General features: G+C 65.4%; 25 protein-coding genes. 17 read left to right on the plus strand and 8 right to left on the minus strand.

Translation table 11 applies throughout. The features are described 5' to 3' along the window. Positions 1-5 precede the first annotated feature (5 nt). The 8 genes from murD to ftsZ all read left to right on the plus strand — a co-directional run bounded on the left by murD (position 6) and on the right by ftsZ (position 10,007). Positions 6-1,784: a UDP-N-acetylmuramoyl-L-alanine--D-glutamate ligase gene (murD, locus tag LQ232_RS10825; protein ID WP_230180326.1), complete on the plus strand. Its 1,779-nt coding sequence runs from the start codon at positions 6-8 to the stop codon at positions 1,782-1,784. Beyond that, a complete protein-coding gene (gene ftsW, locus LQ232_RS10830) occupies positions 1,781-3,055 on the plus strand; it encodes a putative lipid II flippase FtsW (RefSeq protein WP_230180327.1) in 1,275 nt (424 codons plus the stop codon). The genes murD and ftsW overlap by 4 nt, the downstream gene beginning before the upstream one ends. After that, a complete protein-coding gene (murG, locus tag LQ232_RS10835) occupies positions 3,052-4,161 on the plus strand; it encodes an undecaprenyldiphospho-muramoylpentapeptide beta-N-acetylglucosaminyltransferase (RefSeq protein ID WP_230180328.1) in 1,110 nt (369 codons plus the stop codon). Before ftsW ends, murG begins: the two co-directional genes overlap by 4 nt. Further along, entirely contained in the window at positions 4,158-5,561 is a 1,404-nt protein-coding gene (gene murC / locus LQ232_RS10840) for a UDP-N-acetylmuramate--L-alanine ligase (protein WP_230180329.1), read from the plus strand. Before murG ends, murC begins: the two co-directional genes overlap by 4 nt. A gap of 19 nt (positions 5,562-5,580) precedes the next feature. Continuing rightward, positions 5,581-6,543, plus strand: a complete 963-nt coding sequence (locus LQ232_RS10845; RefSeq protein ID WP_230180715.1) for a D-alanine--D-alanine ligase — start codon at positions 5,581-5,583, stop codon at positions 6,541-6,543. Between the two features lie 16 nt (positions 6,544-6,559). Beyond that, entirely contained in the window at positions 6,560-7,450 is an 891-nt protein-coding gene (locus LQ232_RS10850; protein ID WP_230180330.1) for a cell division protein FtsQ/DivIB, read from the plus strand. Positions 7,451-7,468: 18 nt separating this feature from the next. Beyond that, positions 7,469-8,698, plus strand: a complete 1,230-nt coding sequence (gene ftsA, locus LQ232_RS10855; RefSeq protein ID WP_230180331.1) for a cell division protein FtsA — start codon at positions 7,469-7,471, stop codon at positions 8,696-8,698. Positions 8,699-8,762: 64 nt separating this feature from the next. Further along, positions 8,763-10,007, plus strand: coding sequence for a cell division protein FtsZ (gene ftsZ / locus LQ232_RS10860; RefSeq protein WP_230180332.1), 1,245 nt, complete (start codon positions 8,763-8,765; stop codon positions 10,005-10,007). A gap of 97 nt (positions 10,008-10,104) precedes the next feature. Here the strand turns inward: ftsZ and LQ232_RS10865 are convergent, their stop codons facing one another. Then, the gene (locus tag LQ232_RS10865; RefSeq protein ID WP_230180333.1) at positions 10,105-11,352 is read right to left on the minus strand and encodes a multifunctional CCA addition/repair protein; all 1,248 of its coding nucleotides are present in this window, start codon (positions 11,350-11,352) and stop codon (positions 10,105-10,107) included. 207 nt (positions 11,353-11,559) lie between these two features. Here LQ232_RS10865 and LQ232_RS10870 point away from each other — a divergent pair, with 207 nt between their 5' ends. Continuing rightward, positions 11,560-12,075, plus strand: coding sequence for an FxDxF family PEP-CTERM protein (locus tag LQ232_RS10870; protein ID WP_230180334.1), 516 nt, complete (start codon positions 11,560-11,562; stop codon positions 12,073-12,075). Between the two features lie 15 nt (positions 12,076-12,090). Here LQ232_RS10870 and rsmA read toward each other — a convergent pair whose 3' ends face one another. The 3 genes from rsmA to LQ232_RS10885 are packed head-to-tail and all read right to left on the minus strand — an operon-like array spanning position 12,091 to position 16,793. Beyond that, positions 12,091-12,882 carry a 16S rRNA (adenine(1518)-N(6)/adenine(1519)-N(6))-dimethyltransferase RsmA gene (gene rsmA, locus LQ232_RS10875; protein WP_230180335.1) on the minus strand — a complete coding sequence of 264 codons (792 nt, stop codon included), beginning with the start codon at positions 12,880-12,882 and terminating at the stop codon, positions 12,091-12,093. Next, on the minus strand, positions 12,872-14,299 hold the full coding sequence (locus tag LQ232_RS10880; protein WP_230180336.1) for a peptidylprolyl isomerase: 1,428 nt from the start codon (positions 14,297-14,299) through the stop codon (positions 12,872-12,874). The genes rsmA and LQ232_RS10880 overlap by 11 nt, the downstream gene beginning before the upstream one ends. Beyond that, the gene (locus LQ232_RS10885; RefSeq protein ID WP_230180337.1) at positions 14,292-16,793 is read right to left on the minus strand and encodes an LPS-assembly protein LptD; all 2,502 of its coding nucleotides are present in this window, start codon (positions 16,791-16,793) and stop codon (positions 14,292-14,294) included. The genes LQ232_RS10880 and LQ232_RS10885 overlap by 8 nt, the downstream gene beginning before the upstream one ends. A 92-nt stretch (positions 16,794-16,885) precedes the next feature. On the opposite strand from LQ232_RS10885, the gene LQ232_RS10890 reads away from it, so the two are divergent. Both LQ232_RS10890 and LQ232_RS10895 read left to right on the plus strand, forming a co-directional pair. Next, on the plus strand, positions 16,886-17,977 hold the full coding sequence (locus LQ232_RS10890) for an aminoglycoside phosphotransferase family protein (protein ID WP_230180338.1): 1,092 nt from the start codon (positions 16,886-16,888) through the stop codon (positions 17,975-17,977). Positions 17,978-18,024: 47 nt separating this feature from the next. Then, positions 18,025-19,635 carry a DEAD/DEAH box helicase gene (locus tag LQ232_RS10895; RefSeq protein WP_230180339.1) on the plus strand — a complete coding sequence of 537 codons (1,611 nt, stop codon included), beginning with the start codon at positions 18,025-18,027 and terminating at the stop codon, positions 19,633-19,635. Here LQ232_RS10895 and LQ232_RS10900 read toward each other — a convergent pair. After that, positions 19,621-20,577: an AraC family transcriptional regulator gene (locus tag LQ232_RS10900; RefSeq protein WP_230180340.1), complete on the minus strand. Its 957-nt coding sequence runs from the start codon at positions 20,575-20,577 to the stop codon at positions 19,621-19,623. The two genes, LQ232_RS10895 and LQ232_RS10900, sit on opposite strands and share 15 nt — an antisense overlap. A gap of 186 nt (positions 20,578-20,763) precedes the next feature. Between LQ232_RS10900 and LQ232_RS10905 the strand changes: the two genes are divergently transcribed. From LQ232_RS10905 to LQ232_RS10930, 6 genes are all read left to right on the plus strand, one after another. Further along, on the plus strand, positions 20,764-21,939 hold the full coding sequence (locus LQ232_RS10905; RefSeq protein ID WP_230180341.1) for an alkane 1-monooxygenase: 1,176 nt from the start codon (positions 20,764-20,766) through the stop codon (positions 21,937-21,939). 6 nt (positions 21,940-21,945) lie between these two features. After that, a complete protein-coding gene (locus LQ232_RS10910) occupies positions 21,946-22,122 on the plus strand; it encodes a rubredoxin (protein ID WP_305878656.1) in 177 nt (58 codons plus the stop codon). A 134-nt stretch (positions 22,123-22,256) separates the two neighbouring features. Continuing rightward, positions 22,257-22,955 carry a hypothetical protein gene (locus LQ232_RS10915; protein ID WP_230180342.1) on the plus strand — a complete coding sequence of 233 codons (699 nt, stop codon included), beginning with the start codon at positions 22,257-22,259 and terminating at the stop codon, positions 22,953-22,955. A gap of 121 nt (positions 22,956-23,076) precedes the next feature. Next, a complete protein-coding gene (locus tag LQ232_RS10920) occupies positions 23,077-23,697 on the plus strand; it encodes a sigma-70 family RNA polymerase sigma factor (RefSeq protein WP_230180343.1) in 621 nt (206 codons plus the stop codon). Next, positions 23,694-23,900 carry a zf-HC2 domain-containing protein gene (locus LQ232_RS10925; protein ID WP_230180344.1) on the plus strand — a complete coding sequence of 69 codons (207 nt, stop codon included), beginning with the start codon at positions 23,694-23,696 and terminating at the stop codon, positions 23,898-23,900. Before LQ232_RS10920 ends, LQ232_RS10925 begins: the two co-directional genes overlap by 4 nt. Positions 23,901-23,949: 49 nt before the next feature. Continuing rightward, positions 23,950-24,420 (plus strand): DoxX family protein, encoded by a 471-nt coding sequence (locus tag LQ232_RS10930; protein WP_230180345.1) that lies wholly within the window; start codon positions 23,950-23,952, stop codon positions 24,418-24,420. Here the strand turns inward: LQ232_RS10930 and LQ232_RS10935 are convergent, their stop codons facing one another. Genes LQ232_RS10935 through LQ232_RS10945 form a run of 3 tightly spaced genes read right to left on the minus strand, consistent with a single transcriptional unit; the run spans position 24,421 to position 26,980 of the window. Beyond that, entirely contained in the window at positions 24,421-25,221 is an 801-nt protein-coding gene (locus LQ232_RS10935) for a transglycosylase domain-containing protein (RefSeq protein ID WP_230180346.1), read from the minus strand. After that, positions 25,221-26,087, minus strand: coding sequence for a shikimate dehydrogenase (gene aroE, locus LQ232_RS10940; RefSeq protein WP_230180347.1), 867 nt, complete (start codon positions 26,085-26,087; stop codon positions 25,221-25,223). The genes LQ232_RS10935 and aroE overlap by 1 nt, the downstream gene beginning before the upstream one ends. Further along, complete coding sequence (locus tag LQ232_RS10945; protein WP_230180348.1) at positions 26,084-26,980, minus strand: energy transducer TonB; 897 nt, start codon at positions 26,978-26,980, stop codon at positions 26,084-26,086. Before LQ232_RS10945 ends, aroE begins: the two co-directional genes overlap by 4 nt. Between the last annotated feature and the right edge of the window lie 8 nt (positions 26,981-26,988).

Raw genomic sequence — 26,988 nt, forward strand, 5'->3', positions numbered from 1 at the left:
ACCACATGCACTACCTCCGCGACATCACCGTGCTGATCCTGGGTCTGGGCGACTCCGGCCTGGCCATGGCGCGCTGGAGTGCACGCTGCGGGGCCACCGTGCGTGTGGCCGACACGCGCGAGGCGCCGCCTCAAGCCGCCACGCTGGCGAAGGATGTGCCAGGCGCAACCTTGCACGTGGGCTTGCGTCTGGACTTGCTGGACGGCGTGAACCTGGTGCTGAAGAGCCCGGGCCTGGCGCCGACCTCGTCTGACGTGGCCGCGCTGATCGACAAAGCCGATGAACTGGGCATTCCCGTGCGCGGCGAGCTGTCGTTGTTTGCCTCGGCCCTGGCCGATCTGAAGGCCGACCGGGGTTACGTGCCCAAGGTGATCGCCATCACCGGCACCAATGGCAAGACCACCACCACCTCCCTGACCGCGCAGTTGATCGAACGGGCCGGCAAACGCGTGGGGTTGGCCGGCAACATCGGCCCGACCTTGCTGGACACCTTGAGCACCGCGCTGGACCTGGAGCCCGAGCGTGTGGTCGAAGCCGAAGAGGATGTACCAGAAGCTGTGCCTGCGGACGATGTGGTCGCCGCGGACGAGGCCCTGTCGGGCGAGCTTCCTGTGGATGACGCCACCGAAGACCTTGCCCTTGAGGTCGCCCCCGAAGAGCCCGCGCCCACCGCCATCCCCGACGATGCCGACGCGCCCCTCATCGCCCTGATCCCGCCCCCACCACCCGCTCCCGTGTTCGAGGTGTTGCCCGAAGTCTGGGTGCTGGAGTTGTCCAGCTTCCAGCTGGATGGCGTGAGCAACTTCGAGCCCAGCGCGGCCGTGGTGCTGAACATCACCCAGGACCACCTTGACTGGCACGGCACGATGAAAGCTTATGCCGATGCCAAGGCCCGCATCTACGGCAAGAAGACCACCACCATGGTCATCAACCGCGATGACCCGGCCGTGCTGGCCATGGTGCCCGAGCCCGAGGTGATCAAGTCCGGTGTCCGCGGCCGCCCGGCCAAGGTCGTGCACCGCGATTTGGTGTATTTCGGCCTGGATGCACCACGGCGCCCGGGTGATTTCGGCCTGGTCACGGAAAGCGGCATGGCCTGGCTGGTGCGCGCCTTGGAGGCCGACCCCACCATCAAGCGCAAGAAGGGTGACGAGGAAGAGATCATCCTCCAGCGCTTGATGCCGGCCGATGCTTTGCGCATCCGCGGCCGCCACAACGCCTCCAACGCCCTGGCAGCCCTGGCCCTGGCCACGGCGGTCGGGTGTCCCTTGGCGCCCATGCTGCATGGCCTGCGCGAATACCGGGGCGAACCTCACCGTGTTGAGCATGTGGCCAGCGTCGGTGGCATCGACGCCATCGACGACAGCAAGGGCACCAACGTGGGTGCCACCGTGGCCGCGCTGCACGGCCTGGGCTCCGACCTGTCGCCGGGCAAGCTCGTGCTCATCCTGGGCGGCGATGGCAAGGGGCAGGACTTCGCGCCCTTGGTCGACCCTGTGGGCCACTACGCGCGCGCCGTGGCATTGATTGGCCGCGATGGTCCCGCCTTGCAAGAGGTCCTGTCCAGCGTGGGCGGTGCCAACGGCGAGCCCCTGCCTTTGCAAGGCCACGACAGCCTGGAAGCGGCCACACGTTGGGCTTTCGAGCAGGCCCGGCCTGGCGATGCCGTGCTGCTCAGCCCCGCCTGCGCCAGCCTGGACATGTTCCGCAACTACGGCCACCGCGCCCAGGTGTTCATCGACACCGTGCGCGAACTGGCCATCGAGCGGGGAGAGGTCGCATGAACGCCAGCGCCTTCAATCCGATGTCCTGGCTGGGCGGCCTGCGCGATCGCGTGTCGAACTGGCGTGGCCAAGGCGGCGATGGCCATGGCGCCTTGCCGGTGCGCGACCGCATCAACATCCTGGCTCAGCCCTCCAAGGTGATGGGCTTTGACCAGTCGCTGGTGTGGGTGGTGCTGGCGCTGCTGGCCCTGGGCCTGATCATGGTCTATTCTGCTTCGATCGCCTTGCCCGACAGCCCCAAGTTCGCCAAGTACACGCCCACCTATTTCTTCAACCGGCACCTGTTCTTCCTGATCCTGTCGATCATGGTCGGGGCCGTGGTCACGCAGATCCCGCTGTCGACCTGGGAGCGCGTGGCGCCCTGGTTGTTCGTGCTGTCGCTGCTGCTGCTGATGCTGGTACTGATCCCGCACGTGGGCAAGGGCGTCAACGGCGCGCGCCGCTGGTTGCCATTGGGCATCATGAACTTCCAGCCGTCTGAACTGGCCAAGCTGGCCATCACGCTGTACGCGGCCGACTACATGGTCCGCAAGATGGAAGTGAAAGAGCGCTTCTTCCGCGCCGTGGCGCCGATGGCGGTGGCCGTGGCTGTGGTGGGCTTGCTGCTGCTGGCCGAACCTGACATGGGCGCCTTCATGGTGATCGCCGTGATCGCCATGAGCATCCTCTTCCTGGGCGGTGTCAACGGGCGCATGTTCTTCCTGATCACGGCCGTGCTGATCGGCGCCTTCACGCTGATGGTGTCGCTCAGCCCTTGGCGCCGCGAGCGCATCTTTGCTTACCTGGACCCGTGGGACGAGAAGAATGCCCTGGGCAAGGCCTACCAGTTGACGCACTCCCTGATCGCCTTCGGACGTGGCGAGATCTTCGGCGAAGGCCTGGGTTCCAGCCTTGAAAAGCTGCACTACCTGCCCGAAGCCCACACCGATTTCCTGTTGGCCGTGATCGGCGAAGAGCTGGGCTTCGTGGGGGTGGCCATCGTCATCGGCGCCTTCTTCTGGCTGGTGCGCCGCCTGTTCCACATCGGCCGCCAAGCCATCGCGCTTGACCGGGTGTTCTCGGGCCTGGTGGCGCAGGGCGTGGGCGTGTGGATGGGTGGCCAGGCCTTCATCAACATGGGCGTGAACCTGGGTGTGTTGCCCACCAAGGGCCTGACCTTGCCGTTGATGAGCTACGGTGGTTCGGGCGTGATGCTCAATTGCATCGCGCTCGCGATCGTGCTGCGGGTGGACATCGAAAACAGGCAGTTGATGCGCGGAGGCCGCGCATGAGCCACCTCGTGATCATGGCGGCCGGCACGGGTGGGCACATCATGCCCGGCCTGGCGGTGGCCAAGGAGTTGCAGCAACGTGGCTGGACCGTCAGTTGGCTGGGCACAGAAGGCGGCATGGAAAACCGCCTGGTGCCGCCCACCGGCATCCCGCTCGACACCATCGCTTTCAACGGCTTGCGCGGCAAAGGCATGCTGCACACCATGACTGGCGGCATGCGCCTGCTCAAGGCCTTCGCCGAATGTTTCAACATCCTGGGCAAGCGCCAGGCCGATGCCGTGCTGGGCATGGGCGGCTATGTGTGCTTCCCTGGCGGCATGATGGCGTCGGCGCGCGGCTTGCCTCTGGTGCTGGTCAACGCCGACGCGGCCATGCTGATGAGCAACCGTGCCTTGCTGCCCGTGGCCGACATCGTCGCCTTCGGTTTCGATGGCCCGGCTGCCAACTCGACCAAGCTGGCGCGCGTCACCGGCAATCCCGTGCGCGCGGAGATCGAAGCCATCCCCGTGCCGGCCGAACGTTTCCGGGGCCGCGCCGGCCCGTTGCGCGTGCTGATGGTCGGCGGCAGCCTGGGTGCGGTCACGCTCAACAAGGTGCTGCCGCAAGCGCTGGCCAAGATCCCGGCCGATCAACGCCCCAAGGTCACGCACCAGACCGGCATGGCCAACTTCGACGACGTCAAGGCCGACTACGCGGCTTTGGGCATCGACACCGTGCGCGACGTCGAGGTCGTGCCCTTCATCAACAACATGGCGCAGCGGCTGGCCGAATGCGATGTGCTGGTGTGCCGCGCTGGCGCCATCACCGTGAGCGAGTTGTGCGCCGCGGGCGTGGCCAGCATCCTGGTGCCACTGGTGGTGTCGACCACCTCGCACCAACGCGACAACGCCGCCTACATGGCCGAGCATGGCGCGGCCGTGCACTTGCCGCAATCCGAGCTGACGGCCGACTCCCTGGCCCAGCACCTGCAGGCCTTGACACGCCAAGGCCTGCAGGACATGGCCACCCGGGCCCGGGCCCTGGCCCGACCGAACGCCGCTGCCGCCGTCGCCAATGAAATCGAGAAACTTGTGACCACCAGTTCGAAGAAAAGGGCGTCCGCATGAAGCACGCCGTCAAACACATCCACTTCGTTGGCGTTGGCGGGGCAGGCATGAGCGGCATTGCCGAGATCCTGCACAACCTGGGCTACACGGTGTCGGGCTCCGATCAGAGCGACAGCGCCACTTCGCGCCGTCTGGCCTCCCTCGGCATCAAGGTGTTCATCGGGCACGATGCCGAGCACGTGGTGGGCGCCGAAGCCGTGGTCACGTCGACCGCCGTGAAGGGCGACAACCCCGAAGTCATCGCCGCGCGCGCCAAACGCATCCCCGTGGTGCCGCGCGCGGTGATGCTGGCCGAGCTGATGCGCCTCAAGCGCGGCATTGCGATTGCCGGCACGCACGGCAAGACCACGACCACCTCGCTGGTCACCTGCATCCTGGCCGAGGCCGGGGTCGACCCGACCTTCGTGATCGGCGGCAAGCTGAACAGCGCCGGCGCCAACTCGGCTCTGGGCAAGGGCGACTACATCGTGGTCGAGGCCGACGAATCAGACGCCTCTTTCCTGAACCTGCTGCCCATCCTGTCGGTCGTCACCAACATCGACGCCGACCACATGGACACGTATGGCCATGACTTCGCCAAGCTGAAGCAGGCCTTCGTCGACTTCCTGCACCGCATGCCTTTCTACGGCGCGGCCATCCTGTGTGCCGATGATCCGGGTGTGCGCTCGATCATCCCGCTGATCTCTCGCCCCGTCATCAGCTATGGCTTCGGCGAAGACGCACAAGTGCGCGCGGTCGATGTCGAGGCCTTGCCTGGCGGGCAGATGCGCTTCACCGTGCAGCGCCGCAACGGCACTGTCATGCCTGATCTGCCCGTGACCTTGAACCTGCCTGGCGTGCACAACGTGCTCAACGCCCTGGCAGCCATCGCCGTGGCCACCGAGATCGAGCTGCCCGACGAGCCCATCGCCAAGGCCTTGTCCGAGTTCACCGGTGTGGGCCGCCGCTTCCAGCGCTATGGCGACTGGCGCGCTGCCGATGGTGGCCAGTTCACCTTGATCGACGACTACGGCCACCACCCGGTCGAGATGGCCGCTGTGATCAGCGCCGCGCGCGGGGCCTTCCCCGGCCAGCGCCTGGTGCTGGCTTTCCAGCCACACCGCTACACCCGCACGCGCGATTGCTTCGAAGACTTCGTCAAAGTGCTGGGCACGGCCGACGCCGTCCTGCTGACCGAGGTCTATGCCGCTGGCGAGCAACCCATCGTGGCCGCCGATGGCCGCGCCTTGACCCGCGCCGTGCGCGTGGCCGGCAAGGTCGAACCCCAGTTCATCGACGACATGGCCGAGTTGCCCGCCGCCATCGCGCAAAGCACGCGCGGCGGTGATGTGGTGATCTGCATGGGCGCGGGCTCCATGGGCGGCGTGCCGGCCAAGGTCGTTGAACTGCTGAAGGATTGAGGAAGACGACATGAGCCTGATGAGCCTGCCCACCCCCACCATCGACGTCAAGTCGCTGGGCAAGGTCGCCGTGTTGTTCGGCGGCACCTCGGCCGAGCGCGACATCTCCATCATGTCCGGCTCGGGCGTGCTCAAGGCCTTGCAATCGCAAGGTGTGGACGCGCACGCCTTTGACCCTGCCAAGCGGCCTTTGCAAGACCTGAAGGCCGAGGGCTTTGACCGTTGCTTCATCGCCCTGCACGGGCGCGGTGGTGAAGATGGCACGGTGCAGGGCGCACTTGAGTTGCTCGGCATCCCTTACACCGGCTCCGGCGTGATGGCCTCCAGCATCGCCATGGACAAGATCATGACCAAGCGCATCTGGCGCTTCGAAGGCTTGCCCACGCCCGACTGGCGCATGGTCTCCAGTGCCGAAGAATGTTCGCAAGCACTGGCCGTGCTGGGCGCGCCCATGATCGTCAAACCTTCGCGGGAAGGTTCGTCCATCGGCTTGACCAAGGTGACCGACCCTGGGCAGTGCGCTGCCGCCTACGCTGCCGCCGCTCAACACGACCCCGAAGTGCTGTGCGAGCAGTTCATCGAAGGCGAAGAAACCACCTGCCCGGTGCTGTTCGTGCAAGGCCAGGCCCAGGCGCTGCCAGTGATCCGCATCGTGGCGCCGGGTGGCAATTACGACTACCAGAACAAGTATTTCACCGACGAAGTGAAATACCTTTGCCCCAGCCAGCTTGGCGCGGACGAAGAAGTCGAGATCCGCCACCAGGTCTTGCGCGCCTTCAAGACCCTGGGTTGCCGGGGCTGGGCGCGCGCCGACGTGATGATCCGCCACACCGACCGCCAGCCCTTCCTGCTCGAGATCAACACCTCGCCCGGCATGACCAGCCACTCCCTCGTGCCGATGTCGGCCCAGGCGGCCGGCCTGAGCTACGAACAACTTTGCCTGACCCTGCTGGCCTCGGCCACGCTGGATTCCGCCCGCTGAAGACCAAGACCTGACCATGTTGGCCAACGCCGCCCTCAACCCCCACACCAGCGAGATGCCGCAAGACATCCGCTGGATGAATGCCGCGACCGCCGCGCTGGCAGGGTTGGCGCTGGCCGTGGTGCTGGCTTCCGGCCTGGTCAAGCTGTCGCGCCTGCCCTTCTTCAACATCAACCAACTGCAGATCGATGGCGAGCTGCAGCGCAATAACCTGGCCACGGTGCGCGCCAACGCCTTGCCCCACCTCAGCGGCGGCTTCTTCAACCAAGACTTGTTCAAGGCCCGCGATGCCTTTGAAGCCGTGCCCTGGGTGCGCCGTGCGGTGGTGCGCCGGGTGTGGCCCAACCAGTTGCGCGTGACCCTGGAAGAACACCGCCCTGCCGCTTATTGGCGTCACGAAGACCGCGATGATCAACTGGTCAACACCTTTGGCGAGGTCTTCGACGCCAACCTGGGCGACGTGGAGGACGAGCCCTTGCCCACCTTGTCGGCCCCGGCCCACCCCGCGCCCGACCAGGCCCGTGTGATGCTGGACATGCTGCGCCGCCTGCAACCGCTGGTGGCGCCACTGCAAGGCGAGATCGAGACCCTGCGCCTGACCGACCGCGGCTCGTGGAGCCTGGAGCTGGACAGCGGCGCCGACATCGAATTGGGCCGTGGCACCGAGGATGAAGTGGCCGAGCGCCTGGAGCGTTTCGTGCGCACGGTGCCCGAACTGCACCGCCAATACCCCGCCCCATTGCAGCAGGCCGACCTGCGTTATCCCGAAGGCTACGCCGTCAAGCTGCGCGGCGTGTCCACCCTGCAGGAGGCGGCCAGCAAGGCGGCGCTCAAGGCCAAGCTGGCGGCACAAAACGCGGCCTGGGCCGCGCGCCAACGCCAACAGCAGCAGCAACCACAACGTTAACCGAACACAGCACACACCATGCCCAAGGAATACAAGGATCTGGTTGTCGGACTCGACATCGGCACCGCCAAAGTGATGGCGGTGGTGGCCGAAGTCATGCCCGGTGGCGAGCTGCGTCTGGCCGGTCTGGGCGTGGCGCCCAGCCATGGCCTCAAGCGCGGCGTGGTCGTCAACATCGACGCCACGGTGCAGTCCATCCAGCAGGCTTTGAAAGAAGCCGAACTGATGGCCGACTGCAAGATCAGCCGCGTCTGGACCGGCATCACCGGCAGCCACATCCGTGGCCAGAACAGCACCGGCATGGTCATCGTGCGTGACAAGGAAGTGGCGCCCATCGACGTGCAGCGCGTGGTGGAAACCGCCAAAGCCATCAACATCCCTAATGATCAGCGCTTGCTGCTGGTCGAGCCGCAAGAGTTCATCATCGATGGACACGAGGTGAAAGAGCCCATCGGCATGAGCGGTGGCCGCCTGGAAGTCAAGGTCCACATCGTGACCGGTGCGCAAAGCGCGGCCGAGAACATCGTCAAGTGCGTGCGCCGCTGCGGCCTGGAAGCCGAGCAACTGGTGCTCAATCCCAGCGCGTCCAGCGCCGCCGTGCTGACCGAAGACGAAAAATCACTGGGCGTGGCCCTGATCGACATTGGCGCCGGCACCACCGACGTGTCCATCTTCACCGATGGCTCGGTGCGCCACACCGCCGTCATCCCCATCGCTGGCGACCTGATCACCAGCGACATCGCGATGGCCCTGCGCACGCCCACGAAAGACGCTGAAGACATCAAGGTCGACCACGGCGTGGCCAAGCAGATGCTGGCCGATCCGAACGAACAGGTCGAGGTGCCCGGCCTGGGCGACCGCGCCCCGCGCATGCTCTCGCGCCAGGCTTTGGCCGGCGTGATCGAGCCGCGGGTGGAGGAGATTTTCTCGCTGGTCCACCAGGTGATCCGCGAGTCTGGATACGAGGAACTGCTGTCATCGGGCATCGTGCTCACCGGCGGCTCGGCGGTCATGCCGGGCATGGTGGAGCTGGCCGAAGACATCTTCTTGAAACCCGTGCGCAAGGGCATCCCCTTGTACTCGGGTGCACTGCACGACATGGTGGCCAGCCCGCGCTCGGCCACCGTCATGGGCTTGCTCGAAGAGGCAAGACTCGCGCGAACGCGCGGGATGAAAGCGGCGCAGAAGGCAGGGTCGGTCACGACCTTGTTCGGACGCGTGCGTGATTGGTTCATTGGTAATTTCTGAAGAGCTTCACTGGCTCGACTTTTCTTATTCACTGGCAACTGCTTGAAATATTTGGAGGTACGACATGGCAATCGAAATGATTGAAAACTTCGACCTGGGAACCCAGATCAAGGTGATCGGGGTGGGTGGTGGCGGCGGCAACGCGGTCGACCACATGATCGCCCAGGGTGTTCAGGGTGTGCAGTTCATCTGCGCCAACACGGATGCACAGGCATTGAACCGCTCCAGCGCGGACATGCAGATGCAGCTGGGCAACAGTGGCCTGGGCGCCGGCTCCAAGCCGGAAGCCGGACGCGTGGCGGCTGAAGAAGCCGTGGACCAGATCCGCACTGCCCTCGATGGCGCGCACATGGTCTTCATCACCGCCGGCATGGGCGGTGGCACGGGCACGGGCGCGGCGCCTGTGATCGCGCGCGTGGCCAAGGAGATGGGCATCCTCACCGTTGGTGTGGTGACCAAGCCTTTCGAGTTCGAAGGTGGCCGCCGCATGAAGCAGGCCGACGCTGGCCTGGCCGAGCTGGAAGCCAACGTCGACTCGTTGATCGTGGTGCTGAACGAGAAGCTGCTGGAAGTCCTGGGCGATGACATCACCCAGGAAGAAGCCTTCAAGCAGGCCAACGATGTGCTGAAGAACGCCGTCGGCGGCATCAGCGACATCATCCACATTCCCGGCCTGGTCAACGTCGACTTCGAAGACGTCAAGACGGTGATGAGCGAGCCTGGCAAGGCCATGATGGGCACGGCCACCGCGTCGGGTCCGGACCGCGCCACCAAGGCGGCTGAATCGGCCGTGGCCTGCCCACTGCTGGAAGGCATCGACCTGTCGGGCGCGCGTGGCGTGCTGGTGCTGATTGCCGCGGGCAAGAGCAACTTCAAGCTGAGTGAATCGCGCAATGCCATGAACACCATCCGCCGCTATGCCGCGGAAGAGGCCCATGTCATCTACGGCACCGCCTACGACGAAAGCCTGGGCGACCAACTGCGCGTGACCGTGATCGCCACGGGCCTGAGCGCCGGCCGCCGCCAGCAGGCGCCGATGTCGGTGGTGCACAGCGCCGCGCAAGCGCATGGCCAGGTCTTTGCCCGCACGGGCACGGACAACCTGCCGGTGCTGAACCACCAGGTGCATGGTGGCTCGTCCGGCCTGGGCATGGGCGCCACCTCGGGCCACAACGACTTCAGCGGTCTGAACACGCCCAGCGTGTGGCGCTCGGGTCGCACCCAGGCGGCTGCGAAGGTGGATGCCCTGGCCAGCAATGGCATGGACGAGATCGAGATCCCCGCTTTCCTGCGCAAGCAGGCGGACTGATCTCTACGTTGCTTAGATAGTCAGTCGTACCGAAGTCCAGTGAACTCCAAGGCGCCCTGCGAATGTGCAGGGCGCCTTGAGTCCATGGCGCACCGAATCATTGGTCGTTTTCAGCCCGGGATTTCGCCCACGCGATCTCGATGGCCGTGACGCGCGCATCCTGGATCGCCTTGCCAACGGCCGGTCCCTGCTTGCCCGCCTCCATGCATTTTTTGGCCACCTTGGCCGTGTCCACGCTCAGAGCGATGTCCAGTGCCGCCTGCAGGCGCACGGCCTGAGGGTAAGGCTGCTCGTCCATCCCCAAGCGGCCGCGTGCATCGCACTCGCAGGCCAGCAACACTTGCTTGAACCGCTGGGGCTTGCGGATGGCATCGCAGCGTTCCAGCAGCCGCACGGTGGGCGCCGCTTTCAGATCCCCGCTGCGGTGGATGTTGCCGTGCTCGCGCGCCACCACGTCGGCCAGCTCGCGGCAATCCACAGGGGCACGCAGGCGTTCGCTCATGCCTTTGAGCAGCCGGGCGCTGCGCTCCTCGTGCCCGATGTGGCGTGGCAGCACGTGTTCGGGCGTGGTGCCCTTGCCCAAGTCGTGGCACAGGCAGGCGTAGCGCACAGGCAGGTCGGCGTTCAGGCGGGCGCTCATGTCCAGCACCATCATCAGGTGCACGCCGGTGTCGACCTCGGGGTGGTGGTCGGCGCGCTGCGGCACGCCCCACAGGCGCTCCACTTCAGGCAGCAAGCGGGCCAATGCGCCACAGTCACGCAGCACCTCGAACATGCGCGAAGGCTTGCTTTCCATCAGCCCGCGCGACAATTCCTGCCACACGCGCTCGGGAACAAGGTGGTCCACCTCGCCCGCCTCAGCCATGTCCCGCATCAGGGCCAGGGTTTCGGGGGCCACGGTGAAGTCGTCAAAGCGAGCGGCAAAGCGGGCCAGGCGCAGGATGCGCACCGGGTCTTCGGAAAAGGCGGGCGAGACGTGGCGCAGCACCTTGTCATTCAGATCGCGTTGACCACCGTGAGGGTCCGTCAACTGCCCGGATTCGTCCTGGGCGATGGCGTTGATGGTCAGGTCTCGCCGGGCCAAGTCTTCTTCGAGCGTGACATCCGGGGCGGCGTGGACGACGAAGCCCCGGTAGCCTGGCGCGGTCTTGCGCTCGGTGCGGGCCAGCGCGCATTCTTCTTTGGTCTCAGGGTGCAGAAACACGGGGAAATCGCGGCCCACCGGGGTGTAGCCCAGCTTGACCAATTCATCGGGGCTGGCGCCCACCACCACCCAGTCCCGGTCGCCGGCAGGCCGGCCCAGGAGACGATCGCGAACGGCACCACCCACTAAAAAGCGCTTCATGGGTGCAGTGTATCGGCGCGGACCGCACAGCTTTGGGCGAGCGCCTGAACGCAGGTGGTGCGGAGTGGGCGCCATTTGGGGAGCAGGTGTGCCATCGCAGTGCGCATCGGGCCCCTTTCAGGGCTCAAGGGCCCCCGGGCGCTTGGCACACTTCATGCCTAAGGGTTAGCACTGTAGTTTGGTCCGTCGTCTTCAAAGGGGTCTGTCATGACAACAACTCTCAAAGTTCCAGTGCGAATCCGGTCAACGGTGGTGGGCGCGATGGCGGCCCTGGCAGTGTGTTCTTCCGCCCATGCCTTCACCACTTCGATTGGTGACCTGCAAGCGCAGGTGAGTCCAGGCAGTGCGATGTTTCTGGGCCAGTTCTCGTTCAACGACACCATCGGCTTCTCACTGTCGGCGCCCACCATGGCCGCATTTGCCGTGCAGGGTCAGACGCTGAACCTGGGCTACATCATCCCGGCCGCGGGATCCTTGTCGCTGTCCATCTACAAAGGGGGCACTCTGTTGGCTGGGCCGGGCATCAGTTTCTCGGGCTTGAGCTTGGCGGCAGGCAACGACTACAGTTTCCAAGTGGCTGGCAGCGGCTCAGGCTTGTACTCTGTGAACTGGTACCTGTCGCCCGTGCCGGAGCCGCAAAGCTATGCCTTGGCGCTTGCCGGGCTGGGGGCGATTGGCACGTTGATGCGCCGTCGCCGCAGCGGTGACAACGACGAACGCTGAACACTGTCAGGCCGTTCAGGCCTGACAGTGTTTGGCCAAGGCCAGGTACTCGGCCACGGGCACCTCTTCGGCGCGGCGGGTGACGTTGAAGTCAACGTCGACGCCGCGCGTGGTCAGCCAGGCGCCCAGCGTGTGGCGCAGCAGTTTGCGCCGCTGAGAAAACGCCACGGTCACGATCTCGCCCAACAGCTTCTGGTTGATGCCTTCCGGGGGCGGCAAGGGCACCATGCGCACCACCGCTGAATCCACGCGGGGCGGCGGGTCAAAGGCGGTGGGCGGCACGTCCACCACCGATTCCATGTGGTAACGCCACTGCAGCATCACACTCAGTCGGCCGTAGTCCTTGCACCCTGGCCCGGCCACCATGCGGTCCACGACTTCCTTTTGCAGCATGAAGTGCTGGTCTTCCACGTGGTCGGCCCAGGGCAGCAGGTGGAACAGGATCGGCGTGGAGATGTTGTACGGCAGGTTGCCGATCACGCGCAGCTTTCGCGGCGCGCGTTCCAATGCCAGCGCCCCAAAATCGACCTTGAGCACGTCAGACTCGATGACGGTGAGCTCGGGGCGCTGTCGCAGGCGCTGCACCAGGTCACGGTCCAGTTCGATCACGGTGAGGTGTTCGCACTCGGCCACGACCGGGTCCGTCATGGCGCCCAGGCCGGGGCCGATTTCAACCAGGGCCTGGCCGGGCTTGGGCTTGATGGCGCGCACGATGTCTTCGATCACGCCGACATCGGCCAGGAAGTGCTGGCCAAAGCGCTTGCGCGCGAAGTGGCCCTTGTGGCTGCTCTTGCGATCAGGGGGCATCGCGCAATTCCACGTAAGCGGCCGCGCGCAGTTCCTTGGCCCACTCTTCGTAGGCGGCTTCGAACTGCTGTTCGCGCAGCACGCTGCGGGCTGCTTCCTTCTTTTGCTGTTCGCTCAACTCGACTTCCTTGCGCTCGATCAGCTGGATCAAGTGCACGCCAAAGCGGGTCACCACGGGCTCGGAGACCTGGCCGGGTTGCAGGGCCAGCAAGGCTTTCTCGAACTCGGGCACGAACTGGCCGGGCGCTGTCCAGCCCAGGTCGCCACCGCGCATGGCGCTGCCGTCTTCAGAGTACTGGCGGGCCATCTGGGCGAAGCTGGCCTGTCCGCCCACGATCTGCTTGCGGATGTCGTCCATGCGCTTGGCAGCGGCCCGGGCGTCGAGCTGCGGCGTGGTGCGGATCAGGATGTGGCGGGCCCGTTGCTGGGTGTAGGTGGCCTTGCCCGAGTTTTCACGCTCGATCAGCTTGACCACGTGGAAGCCGGCGCCTGAGCGGACCAAGGGGGCCACTTTGCCCACTGGCAGGTTTTTGACGGCATCGACGAACAGGTCGGGCAGGCGGCTGGCCGGGCGCATGCCCACGGTGCCACCTTGGTCGCGCGTGTTGGTGTCGGCCGAATTGGCCTTGACCAGTTGCGCGAAGTTCTCGCCCTTGCTGGCGCGCTGTTGCAGCTCCAGGGCCTTGGCTTGAAGGGCCTGCACCTGGGTCGGGCTGCTGCCTTCGGGCACGGCGATCAGCAGGTGAGCGATGTTGTAGGAAGTCTCGCCCAGGCCCTCGGCGCCCTTGGCGTAGAACTCGGCCACATCGGCATCGCTGACCTGGATGCGCGCGTTGACTTCGCGCTGACGCACCCGCTCCAGCAGGATCTGCTCGCGCAGGCTGTCGCGGTAACGCTGGTAATCCAGGCCGTCGGCGCGCATGCGGTCTTTCAGGTCGGCCACGGTGATCTTGTTCTGCGTGGCGATGTTTTCGATCGCCGCGTCCAGTTCGGCCTCGGGCACATCCATGCCGGAGGTTCTGGCGAACGACAACTGCACCTTCTCGTTGATGAGGGCATCCAGCACCTGTTGGCGCAGTGCCTCGCCCGATGGCAGACGGGCGCCAGCGGGGGCCGACTCCTGGATGCGGCTGACGCGTTTTTCCACTTCCAGGTGGGTGATGGGCTCCTGGTTGACCACGGCCACGATGTAGTCGGCGGTGCTTTGCACGCCAGCCAGCTTGAGCTCGGTACTCAGGCCCCGGTTGCCCAAGATGCGGGGCGACACCGAGGGGGCGTCGCTGCGCTTGAATCCCTGGGCCTGGGTTTGGGAGCCGGCCGTCAGCAGGGCCAAGGCCAGGCACAGCCCTGGAACAAGCCGGTGGCGACGGGGCTGGCGGGGGGCTGTGCGGAAGGGGTGCGTGGAGTGGTCAGTCATCAGAGGAGGTGGGCAAGGAGCTCGGGGCCGTCAGCACACTGTTGTCTTCGCGCAGCAGCCGGTAGCCAGGGATATTGTCCTTCAAGGCGCGCAGCGGGCTGGAACCCAGGCGAGACAGGCCGACCAATTCGAGTTGGAACATGAAACGGGTACTGGCCTGGTCGCGGCCCACCGACAGGCGTTCGGCCACGATCCGGCCGATCCAGCAGCCAGCGTCGTATTCGAAACCGTACAGGGTGTCGGCGAAACGGCTGTCACGCAAGCTGTAGTTGAGTCGGCCCACGGAATACCAGGTGCCTTTGCAGCTGGACCCGCCTGAGGTGGGCTTGTCGAAGTTGAGGGCGGTGGTCTGGGCGATGGCCTGGCGGGCCATGGAGTCGTCCATCGGTGGCTTCTTGCCAAAGATGGGCCATTGCCAGCCAATCGCGAGTTGTTCGCTGCTGTCGCGGGTGTAGCGGTAGTCGGCGCTGATGGTGCGCCAGGCACCGGGCGAATAGCGCACACCGATCACCGAGCGTTCGTTGCGGTGCCCTTGCGCGCTGAACTGCGCGGTGCCGCCCAAGGTCCAGTGGGGTGCCACGGTGGTGGAACCCAGCACCAGCAGGTCCGACAGCTTTTGCCGGACGGGGGCCTCGTCATTGGGGGTGATGCGCTGGGTGGAGAACAGCACGCCTTGCACCACGCCCAGGCGCAGGGCTTCGGCGCCAGTCAGCGGGTTCACCAGCCTGGTGGTCAGGCCCAGGTTGACCTTGTTGGCGTCGGAGATCCGGTCCACGCCTGTGAAGGCGTTCTCGTCGAAGCTGGAGTATTGGTTGAAGTCACGCGGCGCGCTGTCGAACAAGGGCAGGTCCGACTGGTTGCGGTAGGGCGTGTAGACATACTCCACCCGCGGCTCGAGGGTCTGGATCAGGTCCTGCCCGAAATAGTTGGCCTGACGCTCCAGCGTGGCGCTGCTGTCGATGCTGAAGGTGGGGATGAAGCGGGACGCTTCTTTCTGGCCCGTCGCCAAGGTGCGGTCCAGCGAATAGCTGACCGCGTGCAGCGTGAGCCGGGGCGTGATGGCGATGCCGCTGTCGCCCATGGGGCGCTCCAGCTTGGCGATGGCGTGCACGCGGTCGCCGCTGATTCGGGTGCGGTCTTCATTGGTGAAGCGGTTGAACTCGCCGGTCATGCTCCAGGCCCAGCCGGTCTCGGAGGTGCTGCGGCTGTGCACACCCAGCTGCGGTTCGCGGCGGTAGGGCGAGATCACCTGGGTGGCGGCGTCGGCGGTGGACGACAGGTCGCGCAGCGTTTGCCAGGTCTGCACATTGGCGTACAGCGAGGTCTGACTGTTGCCCAGGCCCCAGTTGCGCGTGTTGAGCTGGCGTTCGATGCTGGCGTGGCTGTCGTACAGGCGCGGGGTCAGCGAGGGCAGGTTGCGTGGGAAGTCTTTCCAGTAGTCGTCGTCCGAGACTCGGCGCCAGCGCAGTTCGTAGTTGGTCACCGTCGGGTTGCCGCTGGTGTTCAGGTCGCCCTGGTGCCTGAAATCGACCAGGCCGCGCGATCGGCCCGCCACGTCATCGTGGGGCAGCATGTAGGCGTGCAGGGTGCCCGAATCGCCGCGCAGCAGGTAGCGGTATTCGGTGTCCAGCCCCGCGCCCCGTCGCGTCGACAGGGTGGGTGTCAGGGTGGCGTCCTGGTTGGGCGCGATGTTCCAGTAGTAAGGCTCGGCCAGCTCGAAGCCGCTCTTGTTGTCCACATCGAAACTGGGCGGCAGCCAGCCGGATTTGCGCGCGTCCGACAAGGGGAAAGTGAGCACGGGCGCCCCCAGGATGGGCACGCCCAGGAAACGGATGACGGCCCCTTCGGCGCGGCCCTCGTTGGCGTCGATGTCCATCGTCACCTTGCGCGTGCTCAGCACCCAATCGGGCTCGCCCGGGCTGCCATCGGCCGTGTTCTCGGGGGTGCAGCTGCTGTAAGTGGCGTTGGTGGCGCGCAGGCGGTTGTTGCCCAGGAACTCCACCAGATCGGCGTGCCCGCCGGCGTTGGTGCGGGCGAAACGGTAGTTGGGGTTGATGAACTCGCCTTCCAACGTGTCCAGCTTGAGCGTGAGCTCGGGGCCGCTGTAGAAATCGCCGCGCCGGGTGATGCGCACATTGCCCAGCGCCTTGGCCGTGTTGTCGGCGTAGGTGTGGGTGACTTCGTCCGCGCGCACGACCAGGTCGCCTTGCTTGAGCCGCACCGAGCCGGTGGCCCGCATGCGGTCGTCGGGCTGGCCCTCCAGGTGGTCGGCTTCGAAAAACAGCGGCAGGGCGGGGTTGCCCGGGCCGGCAATGGGCACGTCCAGGTTGAAGGAAAAGCGCAGCGGATCGGGCGCCGAAGCGGGGGGCGCGTTCGCCGGTGCCGCCTGCGCATGCGCGGTGGTTGAGAAACCCAGCGGGGCAGCCACCAGGGCGGCGGCCAGGGCAATCGGGGTCCAGCGGGCGGACAGGGGGCGGGCGGTGGATCGGGTCACGGTGTGGGGCGGGCGCTGTCCTGGGTGAAAGGGGCGCCGCTTTGGCAGCGGCCTTGCCTACAATCGGGGGATTATTTCACGCGCTCACACCCATGCCTTCTTTTGACTCCATTGTCTGGCTTGAAGCCGATCGCCAAACGGCGTTTCACCAATGGTTGAACGGGCTGGTGCCCGCCCACGGCCTGTTGCCCGAGACCTTGCGTTCGGCCAGCGCCGATGCCAGCTTTCGCCGCTATTTCCGGGTTGACGCGCAGGGTGCATCAGCGTCTTTCATCGTCATGGACGCGCCACCGGCCAAGGAAGATTGCCGCCCCTTCGTGTCGATCGCGCGCCTGCTGCATGCCGGTGGCGTGAACGTGCCCGAGGTGCTGGCTTGGGACGAAGCGCAAGGCTTCATGCTGCTGACCGACCTGGGCGAGCACACCCTGCTGTCCACGCTGAACGCTGGCGTGGAAGTGGGCAACCTGGAGACCCCCGACAGCCGGGCGCGCTATGTGGCGGCCCTGGACGAGTTGCTGCTGCTGCAGGCGGTCAAGCCCGCAGAAGGCACGCCGCTTTACGACGACGCCCTGCTGCAACGCGAGATGGACCTGTTCCCCGACTGGTACCTCACGCAGTTGCGCGGCCAGAAGCTTGACGAAATCCAGCAGGCCATGCTGGCCAAGACGTTCGGCCTGATCAAGTCGCAAGTGCTGGGGCAAGCCACGGTGCTGGTCCACCGTGATTACCACAGCCGCAACCTCATGGTGAACGTTGACGACACCCAGGCCCGGCCTGGCGTCATCGATTTCCAGGACGCCGTGGTTGGCCCCCTGACCTATGACCTGGTGTCCCTGCTGCGCGACGCCTACGTGTTCTGGGATGAAGAAACCCAGCTGGACCACGCTGTGCGCTACTGGGAGCGGGCCCGCAAACAGGGCCTGCCTGTGCCCGCCGACTTCGGCGATTTCTGGCGTGATCTGGACTGGATGGGGTTGCAGCGCCACCTCAAAGTGCTGGGCATCTTTGCCCGCCTGGCCTTGCGCGACGGTAAACAGGGGTATTTGGCTGACATCCCCCGCGTCTGGACGCACGCCCACAAAGTGTGTACTCGCTATCAAGGATTGGGTCCATTGGCCAAGCTTCTGGAAGCGGCTGAGGCCAGCACCATGGGCATCCAGAGAACCGTGGGTTACACCTTCTAGCCGCTGGCTTGCGCTGGGGGTACGCAGAGGGGATAATGTTCGACTTGATGAATCAAAACACCCCCCTTGCGGCTGAGTTGCCGCCCACGCCCTCGACCGTCCCAGAGACAGTTTCCGCAGAGGCCGCTTCCATCCCCAGCGCATTGCCCGCCGAGGTGGCACCCGAAGAGCCACAACGGTTCGACACGCTGCCCCTGGACCCGAAACTGCTGCGCGCCATCGTGACGCAGGGTTACCTGTCCATGACGCCCATCCAGGCCAAGGCGATTCCCCTGGTGCTGCAAGGCCGTGACGTGATGGGCGCTGCCCAGACCGGCACCGGCAAGACGGCCGCGTTCTCGATCCCGCTGCTGCAGAAGATGCTCAAGCACGAGAACCCCAGCATGTCGCCCGCCCGCCACCCGGTGCGCGCCATCGTGCTGGCCCCCACGCGTGAGCTGGCCGTGCAGGTCGCCGCCAATGTCACCAACTACGCCAAGCAGACCAATCTGCGCGTGGCCGTGGTGTTCGGTGGCATGAACATGAAAGAACAAACGGTTGAGCTGAAAGCCGGCGTCGAGGTGCTGATCGCCACCCCGGGCCGCCTGCTGGACCACATCGAGGCCAAGAACTGCAACCTCGGTCAGGTTGAATACGTGGTGCTGGACGAAGCCGACCGCATGCTGGACATCGGCTTCCTGCCCGATCTGCAGCGCATCCTGAGCTACCTGCCCAAGCAGCGCCAGACGCTGTTGTTCTCGGCGACCTTCTCGCCCGAGATCAAGAAGCTGGCGCAAAGCTACCTGCAAGACCCGATCCTGGTCGAGACGGCCCGCCCGAACGAAACCGCGACCAATGTCGAGCAGCGCTTTTACCGCACCACCGATGACGACAAGCGCAATGTGATCCGCCAGATCCTGCGCGAACGCAACATCACGCAGAGCATCGTCTTTGTGAACTCCAAGCTGGGCGCGTCCCGCCTGGCCCGTTCGTTCGAGCGCGATGGCCTGAAGACCTCGGCCCTGCACGGCGACAAGTCGCAAGACGAACGCCTGAAAGCGCTGGCCGCCTTCAAGGCCGGTGAGATCGAACTGCTGGTGGCCACCGACGTGGCCGCGCGCGGCATCGACATCGCGGCCCTGCCGGCGGTGTTCAACTTCGACATCCCGTTTGGCGCCGAAGACTACGTGCACCGCATCGGCCGCACCGGCCGCGCAGGCGCCTCTGGCCTGGCCGTGTCACTGGTGACGTCATCCGACACACGTCTGATGGCCGACATCGAGAAGCTGATCAAGAAGAAGATCGAGGTCGAGTCGTTCGAGCTGCAAGACGATCGGCGTCCACGCCGCGAATCGCGTTACAGCGAAGACCGCGAAGAGCGTTCCGAGCCTTCTTCATCGGTCGCGTCGCCGGCATCGTCGTTTGGCGACCGTGATGTCTCGTCGCGTGACCGTGATGCGGGCCGTTCCGCCGCGCGTCCTGTGCGTCCGGCCTACCGCCGGTCCGAGCCCGTCGACCCATTCTTCAACAAGCCCTACGAGCCCGCCGCCAACGCCGATCCTGTCTGGGAAGACAAGAGCGCCACGCCGGCCGGCGGCACCAGCAGCGTGTCGCGTTTCATCAAGCCCAAGCGCAAGGTCGCGGCCTTGCTGGGCGGCCCCGGCTCACTCTGCCGCTGATGGCTCCTCGGGCGACAGGGCGCGGTTGCGCTGCTGTCGCCACACCGAGGGCGACACCCCGTATTCGCGCTTGAAGGCCTGGCTGAATGCCGCCTCCGAGGCGTAGCCCACCTGGTCGGCCACGCGGCTGATCGACAAACCGCCGTGGTTGCCCAGTTGCCGCGCGGCCAGCCGCATGCGGTGGCGTGTCAGGTAGGTCAAGGGCGGCTCGCCCAGGGCCTGGCTGAAGCGATCGGCGAAGGCTGATCGGGACAGGCAGGCATGCTGCGCCAGCTCAGGCACGGTCCAGTTGTGGCGCGGGTTCTGGTGCATCTGGGCCAGGGCCACCGACAAGGCCCGGTCCTTCAAGGCGGCCAGCCAGTTGCCCGAATCCTCGGGGATCGATTCCACGTAGTCCCGCAGGCATTCCATGAAGAGGATGTCGCCCAGGCGGTTGATGATGGCTTGTTGCGCGGGCCGGCGGGCCGACACTTCCTGCGCCAGGAACTGCAGCCCGATGCCCAGCCACAGCGGCGGTGCCTCGCCCAAGCCGCGCAGGTGCATCAAGGGGGGCAAAGCCGCGATCAAGGGGGCGGCCATGTCGATGTCAAAGCGCGCATGCCCACTGATCAGGCGGCACACGGGGCCACCGCCACCGAGCTTGAGCGCATCAAGGTCGGAGGTGCTCAGGTGGGGCAGGAGGTCTTCCGTCTGCGCCATGGTATGGGGTTTGTCCTGCACCTTGTGCGCACTGCCGGCCGGCAGCACCAGCAGATCGCCGGTTTGCATCAGCAAAGGCTCTTCACCCTCGCGGATCAGCCAGCATTGGCCAGCGCCCACCGTGTGAAAGGCCGCCAGGCCTGGGGTGTGCATGTGCAGTGACCAGGGCGCGGTCAACTCGGTGTACGCGAACACGACACCGTTGAAATGCATGTCGTCGAGGATCAGGCTGAGTGGGTCCATGGCGTCAGCATGCCATGTTCTGCAAGTGGTGATCCGCCGCCAAGTTGGTGTGATCCACCTGCCTTGGTGAGGCTCAGGGTTAACGTGGGTTCGTGGGCGGCGTATCAGTGAAGTGACGCGGCTTTCTGGCGCTTCACGCCGAGGTCGCTTCGTTTGACACTGCGCTCATCCTCACAGGAGTTCACCGTGCAACAGCCCACCACCCTTGCGACCCCCTGGGTCGATTCCAAACGCTACTTGTGGCTGCTCAGCCCGGCCGTCACCCTGATCGCGGGCGCGGGCCTGCTGGGCTTCTGGAAGTACGAGCAGACCTGGTTGCTGTGGATTGGCTTTGCGGTCTTGTATGGCCTGATCCCGGCACTGGACTGGCTCATTGGCGAAGACCGCCACAACCCACCCGCCGAGGCTTTGGCCGCACTGGAGGCTGACCGCTATTACAGCTGGGTCACCTACGCTTTCGTGCCGATGCAGATGGCCACGCTTTGCCTGGGTGGCTGGCTGGCGGTGACCCACGATCTGCCGTGGTACCACCTGCTGGGCCTGAGCCTGAGCGTGGGCATCATCAATGGCATCGGCATCAACACAGCCCATGAGCTCGGCCACAAAAAATCCAAGTTCGACCGCTGGCTGGCCCGCGTCGCGTTGGCACCCACCTTGTATGGGCACTTCTTTGTCGAGCACAACCGTGGACACCATAAGAACGTGGCCACGCCAGACGACCCCGCCAGCTCGCGCTTTGGCGAGTCGTTCTATGCCTTCCTGCCCCGCACCGTGATTGGCAGCTTCCGCTCGGCCTGGCAACTGGAGGCCGAGCGCCTGGGGCGCCTGGGCAAAAGTGTGTGGAGCTGGCAGAACGAGAACTTGCAGTCCTGGGCGATGTCGGTGGTGCTGTTCGGCGCGATGGTGGCCGTGCTGGGCTGGGCCGTGCTGCCTTTCCTGATCATCCAGGCGGTGTATGGTTTCTCATTGCTGGAGGTGGTGAACTACCTGGAGCATTACGGCCTGCTGCGCCAGAAGGGCAAGGATGGCCGCTTTGTGCGCTGCGAGCCCGAGCATTCCTGGAACAGCAACCACATCGTCACCAACCTGTTCCTGTACCACCTGCAGCGCCACTCTGATCACCATGCCAATCCCACCCGGCATTACCAGTCCCTGCGTCACTTCGACAACAGCCCGCAACTGCCTTCAGGCTATGCCGGCATGATCGTGCTGGCCTACATCCCACCCCTGTGGTTTGCGGTGATGAACAAGCGTGTGCTGGCGCATTACAAAGGCGACATGAGCCTGATGAACCTGCAGCCCTCCAAGCGCGCCGAGTTGCTGGCGCGCTACCATGAGGCTGGCCAGCAGGCCGGTGCCTGAGCAGGCGTGAGTGAAACTATGCGATACCGCTGCCCCAACTGCGACCATGTGTACGACGAAGACAAAGGCGAGCCCCACGAGGGGTTTCCGCCCGGCACAGCCTGGTCACTGATCCCGGACGACTGGTCTTGCCCTTCGTGCGCCGTGCGCGACAAGGTTGACTTCGAGGTGCTGGAAAACTGAGCCGAGCTCTGGCGTGCAGGCTTGGGCAGGGATTTACGCTTACACACAATGCCATCGATTTCTCGCAGAATGAAATGGCCTGGAAGTTGGCAGGCGCCGCATGCCGTGGGCATGCACACCGAGAGGCAGCGAGCATGTCAGCGTTCAAGAACACACTGGTGGTCCTGGCCATGGGCCTGGGTGGTTTGGCTCACGCGGGTCATCCCGCCGTCTGGAAGATCGAGGGGCACATCACCAGCATCGACGTCTCGGCGGACCCCAGTTTCGCCGATCTGTGGGAGAAGTTCGCGGTTGGACAGGACTACGTGGCCACCTTCAAGGTCGACCTGGATGCCGTGTCGGATGAGGGGTCTCAATTCGCGTACGCCCGGGACAGCAGCATCCAGTTCAAGCAGGCCGGATTGACCTACCAACTCGGCTTCATCGGCAATGGCATCACGGTCGGGCTGGGAGGGCTGGATCTGGGTTATGGCTACGGCGCCTTGCAGGGCGGCGATGCGCAAACCCCGGGCGTGGCCCATGCGTGGCATTTCGCCGGAAACATCCCCAGCTCTCCTCGCGGTGAACCGCCGCTGTGGTCCGCCAACGCCGCCATCAAGGCAGGTGCTTTGTCGTTCAGCCCTGTCCAATTCGGCTTCGTGGGCAGTGGCCTGGACAACCTGGGTACCTATATCCATGCCAGCGTGGACCGCATGACGACCAATGTGGGTGGTGGTTCGATCAGCAGTGCGGTGCCCGAGGCCAACATCCTGCTCATGGAACTGGCCGGTGGCCTGCCCTGCTTGGTGGCGGCAGCGCTGGTGCGGCGCCGAAGGTCCAGTCGCAAGGCCTGATAGGCCGAATGGGGGTTCTTCTTGAAGCGCTTGGGGGTTGACTTCGAGGTGCTGGACACCTGATCTGCTTGTAAAGTGGTGGTTTGACGCCACCCCTCGGGTTTTCAGACCTGCGCCCACCATGACTTCCGCCGCCGCAGTCCCGGATGACGACCTGCTCGATTCGGGCTACCTGAGCGTGCTGCGGCAGCAGATGGTGAAGTTCGCCCACCTGCACCTGGGCGATGCGCACCTGGCCGAAGATGCCGTGCAGGAAGCCCTGGCCGGTGCCTTGGTGGGCGCCGAGCGCTTCGCGGGCCGTGCCGCCCTCAAGACCTGGGTGTTCGCCATCCTCAAAAACAAAGTAGCCGATGTCTTGCGCCACAAGCAGCGCATGGTGGACGCCAGCAGCCTGTGCAAGGAAAACGAAGAAGACGCGACCCATGAATTGTTCGACCAGCGTGGTCACTGGTTGGCAGACAGCCGTCCCACCGCCTGGGACGATCCGCAGGCCTGCCTGGCGCAACAGCAGTTCTGGTTGGTGTTCGAGGCCTGCCTGGATGGCGTGCCGGCCCAGCATTCGCGCGTGTTCATGATGCGCGAGTTCATGGGCTTTGAAACCGACGAGATCTGCGTGACGGTGGGAATCACCTCGGCCAACCTGTTCGTGATGCTGCACCGGGCGCGCCTGCGCTTGCAAGAGTGCCTGGGCCAGCGTTGGTTCGACGCCGCCGATGCGCCAAAGAAGAAGGGACGTCGATGAATTGCGATCGAGCCACCCGACTGATCTCCGAGTCGCAGGACCGCCTGCTGACGGCCGGTGAGCGCACCGTCCTGGAGGTCCACACCTGGACCTGCGTGGGTTGCCGCAACTTCAAAAGGCAGGTGGGATTTTTGCGCCAGGCCATGGCCGCCTTCGCGCAGCGCCACGACGATGACGAGGATCCCCCGATGGGCCGAGTGTAAGAACTCGCCGGTCCGGGCGACTCATGAACAAGATCATCAGGAGCTTGCCATGACCTCTCTCATCGAACGCTGGATCGAACCAGCCGCGCAACAGGCCCAGCGGGCCGAGCCTTGGGCGCAATCCCTGGCCCTGCTGGCTGCGCGCTTGTACCTGCTGGACGTGTTTTTCAAATCGGGCCTGACCAAGCTGCAGGATTGGGACGCGACGCTCTTCCTGTTCGCCGAGGAATACCACGTGCCGGTTTTGCCACCCGAGTTGGCCGCCTGGTTGGGCACGGGGGGCGAACTGGCCTTCTCGGTGTTGCTGGCCGTGGGATTGTTCAGCCGCCCTGCTGCCTTGGGCGTGTTCTTCCTGAATGCCGTGGCGGCCTGCAGCTACCCGGACATCAGCGTCGCGGGCTTGAAGGACCACGTGCTGTGGGCCGTGCTGAGCTTGGCCTTGGTGCTGTTCGGGCCGGGCCGGCTGGCGCTGGACGCCTGGCTGATGCCGCGTTGGCTGCCATTCTTGCGGCGGCGCTGATCAGGGCAACTCGACGCCCTGCAAGCGCGCGGCGATGGTGGCGCCCCGGCCCGACACATAGGCCGAATGGGGGTTCTTCTCGAAGCGCTTGGGGGCCGGCAGCATCACCGCCAACCTGCCCGCGGGCGTGGCACTGAGCTGGCTGGCATCAACCCGGAAATAATGGCGCGCGGCCGCCTGTGCACCAAAGATGCCTTCGCCCCATTCCACATTGTTGAGGTAGATGCACAGGATGCGCTCCTTGCTCAGCAGGCCTTCCAGCATGAAGGTGATCACAAACTCCTGGCCTTTGCGCAGGAAGTTGCGCTCGCCACTCAAGAACAGGTTCTTGGCCAGTTGCTGGGTGATGGTCGAGCCGCCGATGACCTTGGGCGTGGCGCTCAGGGCACGCGCTGGCGCCTCAGGCGGTTTGCGTCCGCGTGATTGGGCCCGAGCCACCGCGCGTTCATAGCGGGCCTGGGCTTGCGCGCGGGCCTTGTCCATCTTGGCCTGGGCCTGGTTGTTGCGTTTCCAGGCGTTTTCCAGGGCATCCCATTCGACGCCGCTGTGGTCCGCGAAGTTGGCATCCTCTGAGGCGATCACGGCGCGCTTGAGGTTGTCGGAGATCTCGGCATAGGGCCGCCACTCCTGGCTCCACAGCACCTCGTGCTTGTCTCGGGCCAACCGGAACACCTCGCTGCGCTGGAAGGTGGTGGACTGCGGATCGACCACGGCCATCAGGGCGATGCGCGCCGCGAAGTAGAGTTGCAGGGACAGACCGCCCAGCACGGTCAAAACGATGATCCGCCAAAAGTGTCGCATCAGGGGGAAGGTGTGCGGTTGAGGGGTGCGTCAAGCTGAGCACGCAAGGACGCCAGCACCGGGGCCGTGTCAGGCCGGATGCCACGCCACACGGCGAAGCTTTCGGCGGCTTGCTCCACCAGCATGCCCAGGCCATCGCGGGCCAGGGCGTGGTGGTCGCGCGCCCATTGCAGGAAGGGCTGCGCGGCGGGGCCATACATCATGTCCAGGGCCAGGGTGCCGGGGCGCAGCACGCCGGGGCCCACGGGCACGCCACCGCCTGACAAGCTGGCCGCCGTGCCGTTGATGAAGACGTCGTAGGCCTGGCCGGCGTTGTCCAGCGATCGGGCGGTGAGGCGCACCTGGTGTTCTGCGGCCCAATCGGCGTGCCGGTCAACCAGGGCCTGGGCCTTGTCAAAGCTGCGGTTGGCCAGCACGATCTCTGCGGGGCGCGCCTCGATCAAGGGCCCGAGCACGCCCGCGCTGGCACCGCCGGCGCCCAGCAACAGCACGCGCTGGCCGCTCAGGGCCACGCCGGCGTTGACGGTGATGTCGCGCACCAGGCCCACGCCATCGGTGTTGTCGGCCAGCCAGCCGCCTTCCGAGGGGGCGTCAAAGCGCAGGGTGTTGGCCGCTTGCGCCAGTTCTGCCCGAGGCGTGCGGCGCGCGGCCATCTCGAAAGCTTCGAACTTGAAAGGCACGGTGACGTTGCAGCCGCGTGCGCCATGGTCGGCAAAGGCTTGCAAGGTGGCCTTGAAACCATCCAGGGGGCACAGCAGGCGCCCGTAGTCCAGGTGCTGCCCCGTCTGTTGGGCGAACTGCTGGTGGATGGTGGGTGAGCGGCTGTGCTCCACCGGGTTGCCGGCCACGGCGTAGCGGTCAATCATGGGGCGCTTTCTCCGTTGGGCATGACGGCCTGGGTCGAGGCTTCGAGGGAGGCGTCGCGGGTGAAACGGAATCGGGACGACACCAGCAGCAAATCGCGGCCCTGGCTCACTTCCAAAGGCACGGCGCCAAAGGGGCCGGCCTTCTTGACGATGGACTGTGCACGCTTGTCCAGCTGCTTGTTGCCCGAGCTTTGGGTCACGATGGCTTCGATGACCTGGCCTTTGCGGTCGATCCACACCTCCATGACCAGCTCGCCATACAGTTTCTTGCCATTGTTGCCGGTGGGGAAGTGCTCGGTGCCAGCCCGCTCGATGATGGTGCGGAAGTGGCTGTAGTACATCGCATCGCTCGACCTCAGCGTGGCGGGGCTGAGGTAGCGCTTCTTGGGCCGCGAGTTCTCGGCCCGGATGCGCTTGTCGATCTCGGCCAGCAGTTCGGTGAGCTGACGGCGGCGCTCTTCGTCGGCGCGGTTCTGGGCGCTTTCCAGCTTTTGGCGCGGTTGGGGTGGCGGCAGGCTCGACAACTCGTTCTGGATCTGGGTGAGCAGTTGCTGCTGCTCGACCTGCATCATCTCGACCATGCGCTGCGATTCGTCGAGCGCCTCGCCCACCTCGGTTTGAAAGGCGGGTGGCAGGGGCGAGGTGGCCCGGCCTTCGCCTTCGCCACCGCCTTGCAGGTTGTGCTGCGCCAGCGCCTGCGCCTTCTCAGGCCGCTGCTCGCTGCCGGCGTTGACGAGGATCACCTCCAGCGGCGTGTCCTTGAAGACGCGGTTGAAGCCTTCGGGGTCGACGAAGCGCACGGTGATCAGCACCGCGTGGACCGCCACGGAGACGATCAGCGTTTTGTGCAGCAGGGTGAGGTGGCTCAGGGCCGCGCGCAGGCGTTGCAGCATGGGGATGG

Source organism: Aquabacterium sp. CECT 9606, from assembly GCF_918741295.1.
GTDB lineage: Bacteria > Pseudomonadota > Gammaproteobacteria > Burkholderiales > Burkholderiaceae_C > Aquabacterium.

Coding starts and splice junctions, on each gene's coding strand:
- murD (WP_230180326.1), top strand. CDS start 6: ATGCACTACCTCCGCGACATCACCGTGCTGATCCTGGGTCTGGGCGAC.
- ftsW (WP_230180327.1), top strand. CDS start 1,781: ATGAACGCCAGCGCCTTCAATCCGATGTCCTGGCTGGGCGGCCTGCGC.
- murG (WP_230180328.1), top strand. CDS start 3,052: ATGAGCCACCTCGTGATCATGGCGGCCGGCACGGGTGGGCACATCATG.
- murC (WP_230180329.1), top strand. CDS start 4,158: ATGAAGCACGCCGTCAAACACATCCACTTCGTTGGCGTTGGCGGGGCA.
- LQ232_RS10845 (WP_230180715.1), top strand. CDS start 5,581: ATGAGCCTGCCCACCCCCACCATCGACGTCAAGTCGCTGGGCAAGGTC.
- LQ232_RS10850 (WP_230180330.1), top strand. CDS start 6,560: ATGTTGGCCAACGCCGCCCTCAACCCCCACACCAGCGAGATGCCGCAA.
- ftsA (WP_230180331.1), top strand. CDS start 7,469: ATGCCCAAGGAATACAAGGATCTGGTTGTCGGACTCGACATCGGCACC.
- ftsZ (WP_230180332.1), top strand. CDS start 8,763: ATGGCAATCGAAATGATTGAAAACTTCGACCTGGGAACCCAGATCAAG.
- LQ232_RS10865 (WP_230180333.1), bottom strand. CDS start 11,352: ATGAAGCGCTTTTTAGTGGGTGGTGCCGTTCGCGATCGTCTCCTGGGC.
- LQ232_RS10870 (WP_230180334.1), top strand. CDS start 11,560: ATGACAACAACTCTCAAAGTTCCAGTGCGAATCCGGTCAACGGTGGTG.
- rsmA (WP_230180335.1), bottom strand. CDS start 12,882: ATGCCCCCTGATCGCAAGAGCAGCCACAAGGGCCACTTCGCGCGCAAG.
- LQ232_RS10880 (WP_230180336.1), bottom strand. CDS start 14,299: ATGACTGACCACTCCACGCACCCCTTCCGCACAGCCCCCCGCCAGCCC.
- LQ232_RS10890 (WP_230180338.1), top strand. CDS start 16,886: ATGCCTTCTTTTGACTCCATTGTCTGGCTTGAAGCCGATCGCCAAACG.
- LQ232_RS10895 (WP_230180339.1), top strand. CDS start 18,025: ATGAATCAAAACACCCCCCTTGCGGCTGAGTTGCCGCCCACGCCCTCG.
- LQ232_RS10900 (WP_230180340.1), bottom strand. CDS start 20,577: ATGGACCCACTCAGCCTGATCCTCGACGACATGCATTTCAACGGTGTC.
- LQ232_RS10915 (WP_230180342.1), top strand. CDS start 22,257: ATGTCAGCGTTCAAGAACACACTGGTGGTCCTGGCCATGGGCCTGGGT.
- LQ232_RS10920 (WP_230180343.1), top strand. CDS start 23,077: ATGACTTCCGCCGCCGCAGTCCCGGATGACGACCTGCTCGATTCGGGC.
- LQ232_RS10925 (WP_230180344.1), top strand. CDS start 23,694: ATGAATTGCGATCGAGCCACCCGACTGATCTCCGAGTCGCAGGACCGC.
- LQ232_RS10930 (WP_230180345.1), top strand. CDS start 23,950: ATGACCTCTCTCATCGAACGCTGGATCGAACCAGCCGCGCAACAGGCC.
- LQ232_RS10935 (WP_230180346.1), bottom strand. CDS start 25,221: ATGCGACACTTTTGGCGGATCATCGTTTTGACCGTGCTGGGCGGTCTG.
- aroE (WP_230180347.1), bottom strand. CDS start 26,087: ATGATTGACCGCTACGCCGTGGCCGGCAACCCGGTGGAGCACAGCCGC.
- LQ232_RS10945 (WP_230180348.1), bottom strand. CDS start 26,980: ATGCTGCAACGCCTGCGCGCGGCCCTGAGCCACCTCACCCTGCTGCAC.